Origin of the sequence: Burkholderia sp. Ap-955 (genome assembly GCF_011753045.1) — a bacterium.
GTDB classification, from domain to species: Bacteria; Pseudomonadota; Gammaproteobacteria; order Burkholderiales; family Burkholderiaceae; genus Burkholderia; species Burkholderia lata_D.
The window spans coordinates 239,145-250,794 of the sequence record NZ_VWWH01000003.1; the positions used below are offsets into that span (position 1 = coordinate 239,145).

Annotated in this window: 8 protein-coding genes and 2 pseudogenes; 3 read left to right on the forward strand and 7 right to left on the reverse strand. The window is 67.7% G+C overall.

The window, feature by feature from the left end; all coding sequences use genetic code 11:
- The first annotated feature begins 316 nt into the window (after positions 1-316).
- A pseudogene (locus F3J15_RS03290) lies at positions 317-1,364 on the forward strand (sigma-54 dependent transcriptional regulator).
- A 30-nt stretch (positions 1,365-1,394) separates the two neighbouring features.
- Here the strand turns inward: F3J15_RS03290 and F3J15_RS03295 are convergent.
- Positions 1,395-3,194: a methyl-accepting chemotaxis protein gene (locus F3J15_RS03295; RefSeq protein ID WP_166887676.1), complete on the reverse strand. Its 1,800-nt coding sequence runs from the start codon at positions 3,192-3,194 to the stop codon at positions 1,395-1,397.
- 342 nt (positions 3,195-3,536) lie between these two features.
- On the reverse strand, positions 3,537-3,791 hold the full coding sequence (locus F3J15_RS03300) for a DUF3562 domain-containing protein (protein ID WP_089447625.1): 255 nt from the start codon (positions 3,789-3,791) through the stop codon (positions 3,537-3,539).
- Positions 3,792-4,348: 557 nt separating this feature from the next.
- Between F3J15_RS03300 and F3J15_RS03305 the strand changes: the two genes are divergently transcribed.
- Complete coding sequence (locus F3J15_RS03305; protein WP_166887742.1) at positions 4,349-4,783, forward strand: hypothetical protein; 435 nt, start codon at positions 4,349-4,351, stop codon at positions 4,781-4,783.
- Positions 4,784-5,336: 553 nt separating this feature from the next.
- Here F3J15_RS03305 and F3J15_RS03310 read toward each other — a convergent pair.
- From F3J15_RS03310 to F3J15_RS03330, 5 genes are all read right to left on the reverse strand, one after another.
- Positions 5,337-6,272, reverse strand: coding sequence for a universal stress protein (locus F3J15_RS03310; RefSeq protein WP_166887679.1), 936 nt, complete (start codon positions 6,270-6,272; stop codon positions 5,337-5,339).
- A gap of 218 nt (positions 6,273-6,490) precedes the next feature.
- Complete coding sequence (locus F3J15_RS03315) at positions 6,491-7,873, reverse strand: amino acid permease (protein WP_089447622.1); 1,383 nt, start codon at positions 7,871-7,873, stop codon at positions 6,491-6,493.
- A 443-nt stretch (positions 7,874-8,316) separates the two neighbouring features.
- Entirely contained in the window at positions 8,317-9,342 is a 1,026-nt protein-coding gene (locus F3J15_RS03320; RefSeq protein ID WP_089447621.1) for a DedA family protein/thiosulfate sulfurtransferase GlpE, read from the reverse strand.
- A gap of 188 nt (positions 9,343-9,530) precedes the next feature.
- Positions 9,531-10,037, reverse strand: a complete 507-nt coding sequence (locus F3J15_RS03325) for a cupin domain-containing protein (protein WP_069251544.1) — start codon at positions 10,035-10,037, stop codon at positions 9,531-9,533.
- Between the two features lie 370 nt (positions 10,038-10,407).
- The gene (locus F3J15_RS03330) at positions 10,408-10,878 is read right to left on the reverse strand and encodes a universal stress protein (RefSeq protein ID WP_069251543.1); all 471 of its coding nucleotides are present in this window, start codon (positions 10,876-10,878) and stop codon (positions 10,408-10,410) included.
- A gap of 324 nt (positions 10,879-11,202) precedes the next feature.
- Between F3J15_RS03330 and F3J15_RS03335 the strand changes: the two are divergent.
- Positions 11,203-11,650 (forward strand): annotated as a pseudogene (locus tag F3J15_RS03335) (hypothetical protein); the annotation flags it as partial.

Sequence of the window (11,650 nt, forward strand, 5' to 3'; positions counted from 1 at the left end):
GTCGAGCGTGCCGGGCGAGCCTGAAAGCATCAGCAAGCGGCATGCCCGACGCGGGGCGCGGATGGCCGCCTGCCCGACTCCCCCTGTCGGGCGTGCCGTGACCGGTCGAGCGTCGGCCGGTGTCGCGCGCCGCATCGACGCACGCCGGGCACGACCGGTTTTTTCATCGAAATTCTGTAAAAAAGCACCGACACGACCCTGGATGGCACGGAAATGCCGCGATGCGCGTCAGGAGTCGATGGCCTGTTTCTTCCGGCCCCGCCGCGTACATTGGAAATTTCTATTTTGCGGCACCTTCCTGGCCGTTTCGCTGTCGATGAAAATATTGCAATCAACGGAGCGTGTGGTGCCGATTTTCAAAACGGCACCGCCAATGCCGATCCATGCCAATGGGAGACACCGCAAACCGGTCGAAACAACGTGCGGACGACCGCCAGTTGTCCGGCCGGTCCACCGCGATGCGCACGCTGCTCGGCCGCATCGAAAAGATCGCCCCGACCCGCGCCAGCGTGATGATTGCCGGCGAAAGCGGGGTCGGCAAGGATATCGTCGCGCGCCGGCTGCACGATCTCAGTGCCCGGCGGGACGGCCCGTTCGTGCCCGTGAACTGCGGCGCGATTCCGCCCGATATCGCGGAATCGCAATTGTTCGGGCACGAGAAAGGCAGCTTCACCGGTGCAATTGCGCAGCGCGAAGGTTTCTTCGAAGCCGCGCGCGGCGGCACGCTGCTGCTCGACGAGATCGCGGAAATGCCCGCGCCCTTGCAGGTGAAGCTGCTGCGGGCGATCGAATCGAATGTGATCGTCCGGGTGGGCGGCACCGAGCCGATTCCGCTCGACGTGCGCATCGTGTCGGCCACGCGCCACAACCCGGCCGAAGCCGTGCGTGACGGCCGGCTGCGCGAGGACCTGTTCTACCGCCTCGCCGCGTTTGCGCTGTACGTACCACCGCTGCGCCAGCGCGACAGCGACATCGAGACGATCGCACTGGAATTCGTCGACGCGCTCAACACGCGTCACCATGCGCACAAGCGGCTGACCGATGCGGCGATCGCCGCGCTGCGCGCGTATTCGTGGCCCGGCAACGTCCGCGAGCTGCACAACACGATCGAGCGCGCGTACATCCTGGCGGACGAAGGCATCGACGTCACGCTGCCGAAGCCGGCGATGCCGCCCGAGCGCCTGTCGGAGAACACGATGGCGCTGCCGCTCGGCGCGACCTTGCACCATGCGCAGCAGCGCTTCATCGCGGCGACGCTGCGCCACTTCGACGGCAACAAGCCGCGCGCCGCGAAAGCGCTCGGGATCAGCCTGAAAACGCTCTACAACCGGCTCGCGCTGATGCGCGACAACGGCCGCTCCTGAGAGGCGCGGCCGACTTTCCCACCAGCCGCGTCAAGCGACCTTGAACCGCCCGACCGTGGTCGCGAGCGCGTTCGCCTGCGACTGCAGCGCGGTCGCGGCGGCAGTCGACTGTTCGACGAGCGCCGCGTTCTGCTGCACCATTTCGTCGAGCTGCGTGACCGCGCGATTCACTTCCTGGATGCCGCGCGTCTGCTCGTTCGCCGCGTGCGTGATCTCGGAGATGATCGTCGTCACGTTCGACACGTTGGACACAATCTCGCGCATCGTGTCGCCCGCCTGACGCACCTGCCCGGACCCGGCCGACACGCTCGCGACCGTCGACTCGACCAGCACCTTCACTTCGCGTGCGGCCTGTGCGCTGCGTTGCGCGAGGCTGCGCACTTCCTGCGCGACGACCGCGAAGCCGCGGCCCTGCTCGCCCGCGCGCGCCGCTTCGACGGCCGCGTTCAGCGCGAGGATGTTGGTCTGGAACGCGATCCCGTCGATCACGCCGATGATGTCGCCGATCCGGCCCGAGGCTTCCTCGATCTTCTCCATCGTCGCGACGACGTCCGACACGACCACGCCGCCGTGCGACGCGATCCGCGACGCGGCCGCCGCGCGTTCGTCGGCCTGGCCGGCGGCGGCTGCCGATTGACCGACCGTCGCCGTGATCTCTTCCATCGATGCGGCCGTTTCCTCGAGGCTCGCCGCCGCGGATTCGGTGCGCGACGACAGGTCCTGGTTGCCCGCCGCGATCTCGTTCGCTGCCGTGCGCACCGATTCGCTCGCGTCGCGGATCTGGCGCATCACGTCGTTCAGCTTGTCGACGAAGGTGTTGAACGAGCGGGCGATGTCGGCCACTTCGTCACGTCCGTCGGCCGGCAGGCGTTGCGTCAGGTCGCCGGCGCCCGAGCCGATCGCGGCCATGGCCTGGCGCACTTGCGACAGGCGGCGGAACGCGGTCGCGGTGATCGCGCCGATGATCAGCGACGCCACGCCGACGATCACGAGCAGCGTGATCAGCGAAGCGGTCAGCAGCGAGCGCATCCCGGCCGTCGCTTCGCTCTTGTCCAGCAGCACCAGCGCGTACCAGTCCGTGCCCGGCACGGGGCGCGCACGCACCAGCTTCGCGTCGCCGCCGACCGTCACCTCGACGGGCGCGGTCGCGGCCGCGATCGTCGCGCCGTTCGTCGCGCCGAGTTCGGGCGAGACATCGGCAACCGGCTTCAGCGTGAGCTTCGCGTCCGGGTGGGCAACCACGTGGCCGTTGCTGTCGATCAACATCCCGAAGCTCGCGGGCGTCGGGTGGATCGTCTTCACGTTCGCGATCACGGTGTCCATCGAGACGTCCGCCGCGACGACGCCCTTCAGCGCGCCGTCACGCAGGATCGGCACCGCGAACGTGACGACGAGGTTGCCCGTGCCGGCGTCGACGTATGGCGGCGTGACGACCGGCTTGCCGGCCTGCGCGGCCTGCTTGTACCACGGGCGGCCGGTCGGATCGTAATCGGGCGGAATGCCGGTCGGGTCGGAGAAGTGGAACGCCTTGTCGGCGTAGCCCGCGTAGACGTTCGTGAAACCGCCGGCCGTGGCCATCTGCTTGAACACCGGCAGCGGATCGGGCGTCAACGCGGCATCCTGCAGCGACGAGATCATCCGGCTCCGGGTGGCGACCCAGTCGGCGATCCCGACCACGTGGCCGCTGGCGACGGAGGTCAGGTTGCGGTCGATCGCGTCGTCGTTGTACGAGCGCGCGATGAAATAGTTGATGAGCGTGGTGGCGACCAGCGCGAATACGACGATGGCAATACACGCGGCAAGGATGCGGGCGCGGATGGACGAGAGCATGGCAACGACTCGGTAAGGGAGCGCGAACGCCCGGTGGACGAATTCACCGGGTAAACGGCAATCGCGCCACTTACTTGAGGCCGCCGTGACAATTCAGTGAAACGTATGACAAACGCAAGGCTGGTTGTTAGTCGATCGTCAGGATGACCGCGCCGCACGGCGCCGTGCGCGCACCGCCCGCGGACGCGACGACGGCACCGTCGATCCCGGGCACGGCGATCAAACAGGGCGGTGGAACGGGCCGGTTCGCTGTCGACCGACGCATGAATGTCGATCAGGATCCGGCCCTGGCCCGGCGACGGATCGTGTCACGGCCGCGGCATCAGCCGCGGCGCCCGCCCGTCACAGGCGATGGCTCGGACGCGGATCGGCGTCCGCGGATGGCGCATCGGCACGTGTGTCGTCGTGGAGATCGTCCTGCCGGCGCATCCGTTCGCGCAGGTGCCGGATCGCGAATACGTGGATGTAGTCGTGCACCCGCGCGTCGGACGACAGGACGCGTACTTCGTCATCGAGCATCGCACGCAACTGATCCGAACCGATCGCGCGCTGTTTGGCGGCTTCCTTGAGTGAATCGAGCATATTGTCCTTGGACATCGACGGACTCCTGACGGTCGAGGAACGAAAAGAAGAAGGTACCGGAAGCTTAAAGACTGAATGGCGGCGCGGCGTGCGATGCGCCGGCGCGTGTTTGCGCGCGATCAACGGCCCGTTGTGTGCCGCCGTGCCGATCCGTCCCCGAACCGGCCGCGCAAGATTCGCGGCGCAAACTGCCCGCGAACGAGACTGGAAGCCCTGCCACGCCACCCCGGGGCGCGGCACCGGCTGACACAGGCTGACGATGGAACGCCGCCCGACGCCGATGCACTGGCCAAGTTAGACCGGTCGAAATCATGCGTCAAGCGATCTCCTCCCCGCGCTCCCCATTCGTCCGAACGAACGGGCCGGCGAGTCGCCGGGATGGTGGATCGGCCGACTGGCGTGTCAGCGGATTCCGATAGGCGCCGCGCAATACCTGACAGCGACTTCAGCGCGCGCTGCTTGGCAGCGCACGGGCGCGACACGATACTGATGACATGGACGAAACGTTCATACGGGTCATCGCTCAGCCGGCCGTCGAGCCGGCATGCGGGGCCTGGCGCAGGAGACCAACCATGACACATCGCAACTTATCGGGCCGGGACGGCCAGCGGCGCGCGTCGGGCAAAGCGCGCGCCCTGCCCGCCCAGGCCGTGTCGGCCGGCAACCTTCCGTCCGACAATATCGACACCTTGCTTGCGCTCGCACGCGAAGCCGGATTGCTCGTCACGCTCGACGGGCAGATCGGCCGCGAAAAGTACCAGAGCGTCGCGGGCTCGGTGCTCGCGTTGCAACGGTTCGCCGCGGCACTCTGCGCGCGGGCCGTATCCGACGCGCCGGCCGATGCCGAGCCACATCACAAGGCGCGCCCCGGCTGGCCGCACGCGAACCGCCTGCGCCACCGCACGTGCGGCGCGTGCGCGCCGCTGCATGTCGGGCGCCAGCGTCCGCGGGTGCGGCGCGGTGCCGGCCGACGGCACGACCTGCGGTCGATGCTTCGCTGCACCTGAGCATGCAAGCAGCCGTTGTACGGCACAGGGGCCGTGCAACGGCTGAACATCTCGCAACGTCGGCAGTGCCTGCCGCCGCACGCCGTGCCTGTACGACAACGGTGCACATGCCGCGACCCTCACCGATCCGCATCGGCGCCACCGCGCGCCATCGCGCATCGTGACGCGCCGTTCGACACGGCCGCCATGACGACGATTTCTGCGGGGAAAGCAATCCAGACGGGGCCAACTACAACGCGAATGCGGAAAGCGGACGGGGTAACTTGCACCCCGCCCGTCCTCCAAGGCAACCGTGGCTGCCTACCCTCGTGCCGGAGAGTTCTCGGTCGGATGACGCGCCGTGCATCGCACGTTGCGGCTCCGGAAATTGATGTAACGGCTGTGAATGCACCGTCGATCACCGCCACCAATACGCGTGTTGCGGCGTGGCTGTGCGGTACATGCATGACAGACCGGCTGCGTTGCCGGATGTTTCGTCAATGTCTCACGCGCGAGGCGCGCCGTTTCTGACGCAGGTCAAGCCAAGCCTGCTTCGATCGCGACACCGCGCGATTCATTCGGTACCCCGCACGAGCAGCACCGGCACCTGTGCGAGATGCGCAATGCGGCGCGCAACGCTGCCGATCAGCCAGGCGGCGATGCCGCGCCTGCCATGCGTACCCACCACCAGCAGTTCGGCGCGCCAGTGCACGGCGTCGCGCATCAGCGCATGGGCCACGTCGTCGCTGGTCGGGCGGGTTTCGACGACACCGCGCTTGCTCGGGTTCCCGGTCGCATGGAACAGCGGGCCGATCTTCGCGAGCGCATCCTCGCCCTCCGCGCGATAGGCATCCTCGAGCGCGCGCACCGGCACGATATCCGTCAGACGAACCGCGCGATCGATCACGTAGGCCGCGTACAGCAACGTCGTCGGCGCCGCGAAGCCGAGCCCGACGCGCACCGCGTGCAGCGACGGCTCGCTGCCGTCGACCGCGAACATCAGCCGCTGCAGGCCGCCGTCCGACGGCCGTACGTAGGCGGCCGGCACGATCAGCAATGCGCAGCGCACGCGTGTCGTCAACGTGTCCGACATCGCGCCTTCGACGAGCCGCAGCAACCCGTGATGCGGATTCGCGCCGACCATCAGCACGTCCGCGTGCCATGCCGACGTATCGCTCACCAATGCATCGGCCACCGAGCCGCCCGTCACCGACGTGTCGATGATGGCCTGCTCGACCTCGATCCCGCTGTCGGCGAACATCGCCGCGATCCGTTCGTTGATGGCTTGCGCCTCGCGCATCATGTCCTCGCGCGCGGACGTCAGCAGTGCGTCGATGCGCGGGATGTCGGGCAATACGAGGCGCGGGTTGTCGATGGCGCAGACGATGCGCAATCGCATGCCGGGGCGCAGCAGCGTGCGCGCATAGCGCGCGGCGGACAGCGATTCGGGCGTCGGATCGACGGCCAGCGCGATCCGCGCAAGCGTCGGGATGGGCTGGGCAGGCTGCATGGCGAAGGCCTCCGTGCGTGCGCGTCGTCGCGGAACGACGACGGGAGCTTCGCGCGGAAGCGGCGCACGGCGGCCGGACCGCCGCCGCGGTCGCGGCGGTCACGGGGATCGGCGGGTTGCCACGCGAAGCGCGGACAATCGATTCGTTCAGCATAGGTCGTCCGGCCCGCGCGTGCATGATCGCGATCAAGGGTCGCGCGGGCCCCTGCCCGTGCTGCTTACGACTTCGTCGGAACCGATGCCGCCGGACGGTTCGCGTAGAACAGCGCATACGTGATGCCGAGCAGCACGATCCAGACCGGCCCGATCACGAGCGCGACGCGCGTGTCGGGCGTGAATGCCATCAGCACGACGACCAGCACCAGAAAGCCGAGCGCGACGAACGAACCGAGCGGATAAAACGGCACGCGGATCGGCAGGCGCGCGATCTTGTCGGCCGACAGCGTGCGGCGAAAGCGCATCTGCGCGATCAGGATCACGCACCACGTCCAGATCGCGCCGAACGTCGACACCGACGTGAGCCACGTGAACACGTGCTGCGGCGCGAGATAGTTGAGCAGCACGCCGATCAGCAGCAGCGCGACCGACACGATCACGCCGTACACCGGCACGCCGTGGCGATTGACCTGGCCGAGCTTGCTCGGCGCCTGGCCCTGCTGCGCGAGGTTGTAGAGCATCCGCGCGGTGCTGAACAGGCCGCTGTTGCACGACGACAGCGCCGCGGTCAGCACGACGAAGTTGATGATGCCGGCGGCGGCCGGGATGCCGAGCCGCGAGAACGTCATCACGAACGGGCTGCCCTGGGTGCCGATCTGGTCCCACGGATACAGCGACATGATCACGAACAGCGCACCGATGTAGAAAATCAGCACGCGCCAGAACACCGAATTCACGGCCTTCGTCAGCGACTTCTCCGGGTTGCGCGCCTCGCCGGCGGTGAGGCCGAGCATCTCGACGCCGAGATACGCGAACATCACGATCGGCAACGCGGCGACCACGCCGTCGATGCCGTTCGGCATGAAGCCGCCGTGCGCCCACAGGTTCGACAGGCCGATCGCGACACCGCCGTTGCCGATGCCGAACGCGATCATCAACCCGCCGCCGATGATCATCAGCACGATCGTGACGATCTTGATCAGCGCGAACCAGAACTCGAATTCACCGTACAGCTTGACCGCGATGAAGTTCACCGAGCCCATCGCCATGAGCGCCGCGAGCGCCCAGATCCAGTTCGGCACGCCGGGGAACCACATGTGCATGTAGACGCCGACCGCCGTGATTTCCGCCATGCAGGTGACGATCCACACGAACCAGTAGGTCCAGCCGGTCAGGTAGCCGGCCAGCGGCCCGAGATAGTCGCGTGCGTAGCGGCTGAACGCGCCGGCGACGGGATTGGCGATCGCCATCTCGCCGAGTGCGCGCATGATCAGGAAAATCGCGATGCCGCCCAGCAGGTAGGTCAGCAGGATGGCCGGGCCGGCGACGCGGATCGCGGTGGCCGAGCCGAGGAACAGGCCGACGCCGATCGTCGCGCCGAGCGCCATCAGGTTGATGTGCCGCTCTTCCAGCCCTCTATGCAACTGGTCTTCTGGTTGTTTCAAGTCCGTCTCCTGGCAGCCGTGAACGAGCCGCCGTCATTGTCGATGTCAATGCGCGACCGTTCATGCCGATCCCGGCATGCCGAAAACGAAATAATCTCCGTTGTCGTTTTCTAAATTAGAAACGACACGGATACTGCGTCAATCCGACAGGAATCGCCGCGGATTATCCGTATGTTCCGGAACAATCCGGAAAACGGATCGGGCCTTTCACGGAATACGCCCGTGCGGCCCGTTCGACGCGACTGTGCGCGTAATGGACGGCGACGGGATCAATCGCTTTCGGCGTGAACGAACACGCGTCGAATGTGCGCGATCAGGCGCACGCAATATGCAGGCGGGATTATAGGGAGGAGAAGCCGTTTCACGCCAGTCGATTTTCATCAAAATCGAGGGACGTGAAACCGGTAGTGGAATTCGAATGCGCGCGACTCTCGCGCGCGGATTTATTTCGACAGCGTCGCGCGCACCGTATATTCGCCTTCGATCGCAGCGTGATCCGGCCGCACGAAATAACGCGACGCATCGAGATCGGCCGGCATCGGCTCGACCGGATAGCCGTGCTTCTCCCACGCATCGAGTCCGCCCTTCAGCGCGCGGATGTTGTGGATCATCTTCTTGCGCTGCATCTTCGCGATCAAGCGCTTCGCGGTGGCCTCGTTCGGGCACACGCAATAGACGACGATCGGCCGCTTCAGCATTTCCGGATCGAGCAGGTCCGGCGAATCGAGATCGACCGGCACCGCGCCGGCGATCCGGTACGGTTCGCGCTCGCGGATCGCTTTCGGCCGCGCGTCGAATATCAGCGGCGGCTCGTCCGACGTCATCATCTCGACGAGTTGCGGCGGCGAGATGCGCACTTGCGCGAGATAGCGGCGGAACTGCACGCGACGCACCCAGCGGTACAGCAGGAACGTGATGAAGATCGCGAGGAATGCATCGAGGATCGTGCCGCCGCTCGCGCGCACCCACAGCACGAACTGGACGATCTGGTCGTGAATGGCCGCGCCGCCGACCAGCCAGAACGCGGCCCACAGCGATGCGCCGGCCAGGTCCCAGAACAGGAACACGCCGACGCCGATCGCGGTCGTGCCAAGCAGCGGCGCCGACACGAGGCCGAGGCCCGGCAGGAATTTGGACAGCACCAGCAGCGGCGCGCCGTATCTTTCGAACACGTTACGTGCGAAACGCAGCGTCGTGTCGAGCGACAGCGAGAAGCGCACGAGGCCGTTCAGCAGGCGCCGGCCGCGCGTACGGCCCATGAAGAACCACAGCGAATCGGCCAGCATCGTCGCGCCGATCGCCGCCGCGAACATGCTGACCCAGGACGCCTGCCCCATTGCCGCCATCGTGCCGCCGAGAATCAGCATCGGCACGGCCGGCACCGGCACGCCGAGCTGCGTGATCAACACGCTCGCGAACACGGCCCACGGGCCGAGCGACGATGGAATAGCGATGGGAAAGTGCCACACGGCGGCGCTCCTGGAAGGCATGCAGCCGTGCGACGAGGGCCGTCGGCACTGCTGGGCAACGGCTGCCGCGGCACGCCCGCGGCCGACCCGATGCACCACGGCATTCTAAACGGGTTTGGCCGCGACCGCGCGGAACACGCACCGTCGGCACGGGCTTCGCGCCCTTGGCGGCACCGCCGTGACCGTCGTCACATGTCCGTGCGCTGGGCGAGCTGCCCGACGTGTTCCGCGTAGTCGGGAAACGCGGCGGCCAGCGCGGCCGCGTCGGCCAGTTCGAATTCCGCGAACTCGAAGCCCGGCGCCACCGTGCAGCCGACGAGCGCGACGTGCTCCGGCGCCGCGCAGCGCGCGCCGAACCAGCTTCCGGCCCGGACGACCGCCTGGAACACGGTGCCCGGATGCGTGAGCGGGTTGCCGAGCCGATGGATCGTCAGCCCGTCGCGCTCGTCGAGCACCCACACTTCGATCGGGTCGCCCGCGTAGAAATGCCAGACTTCGTCGGAACGGATCCGGTGCCACGACGAATACGCGCCGTCGCACAACAGGTAGTAGATCGCGGTCGACGCGGCGCGTGGCGCGCCGTCGGCCGGACGCACGACCGAATCGGTCGCACGGTAGGTTTCGCGGAAATAGCCGCCTTCGGGATGCGGCTGCAGGTCGAACTGGCGAATCAGGTCGGTAGCGGAGATCGGCATGGCGGATAACGTCGGTAAGGTAAGGAACCGGGCACCCGGCGTACGGCCTCGCTTTGCTCATCGCGCGCGCGACCGCATATCGCCGGATGCTGCTGCGTCGATCGCCGCGGCCATGCGCGCGGCGAACAAGCGGACACCGGTCGATGCTGCCAGAACTGCGTGTCGGGATGCAACCGCCGGCACGCGATCGCGCCCGTGAAGGGGCATCGGGCGTGCCGCCCTCGCGCGGCCAATGTGACGTCGGCGACAGCCGCGCTCACATGCCGCGCGGCGTGCGTTTCCGTTTCATCGGGCGGTCATCCGACGAATGCGCGAGACGGTCGTCGCCCGCGACCGCCCGTGCGTCAACGTCGGCGCGTTGCCGCGTGCGTCACGCAGTCGCCGCCGTGCCGGGCTCGTTGTGCCGCACCAGCAGCACGGGCCGGTCGGCCGCGCGCAGCAGCGATTCGGCGACGCTGCCGAGCAGCAGCCGGCGCAGGCCATGCCGCCCGCTCGTGCCCATCACGATCAGGTCGGCATCGGCTTCGGCCGCCGTGCGCATCAGCACGGTGGCGACATCCTCGCCGTACGCGTCGAGCGCGCGCACGGTGCCCGACACATGCTCTTGCGCGAGCACCGCCTTCGCATCGTCGAGCACCGGCGTCACGGCATCGGTCGCGGCCGCATCGCCTTCGCGCGCGGCAGCGAAGCCCGCATCGACGTCGACGAGCTGCGGCCGGTGCTCGACGACATACGCGCAGGTCACTTCGCCGCCGGACGCCGCCGCGATCCGGATCGCCTCGTTCAGCGCGAGACGCGCGCTCGGGCTGCCGTCGAGCCCGACGAAAATCCGCTTGTACATGGTCCGTCCCTCCGACCGGGCACGCATCGCGCGTCGCGCGACGGCGGCCCGTTATCGCCCCCCGGCCCGGTGCCGGGTGGCCTGCCGAACAGTCTGCCCCACGTGCCGACGCGCCCGTTGATGCGCGTCAAAGCGCGGCCGGCGCGCCCGCTGCTTCCCGCCGGTTGCCGCAATTTCTAGTGGCCCCATTACAAAAACCGTGTAAATCGCGCACAATTTCATCTTGAAAATAGACGTTGCGTGCAGCCGGTGCGAGTTTTACCCGGTTTTGCCGTGCTGCTCCCGGTGCCAGGGAGCAGCCCCTGACAACAGAATGCCAATCGAATGACCGCAAGTGGAACCCGGACGCGTGACACCCGAGGGCCCACGCGCCTCCAGATCATGTTACGCCAGCCGCTCGCGGCCGGCGTCGTTGCACTGTGCGCCGGCGCCGTGCTGTCGCTCGGCGTCGCGCTGCTCGTGCGCGAGCAGTGGCAAGGCGCCGTCCATACGCGTTTCGAACGCCGCACGACGCACGTGACCGCGATGCTCCGCCACGAGCTGCAATCCGGCGCGGCCGTGCTCGAAGGCGCGCGCGGCGCGTTCAGCCTCGTCCCGGGCATGACGCCCGAACAATGGCGCCGGTATGCGGAGATGCTCGACCTCGACAGCGGCCGCTCGCCGGTCCGCCAGATCGGCTATGCGCCGCTGCCGCACGCGACGCGCACCGCCCTCGCCGGCGCGAAGCCGGTGCCGGCCGGCACGCTCGCGACCGCCGCGCTCAGCGCACCGG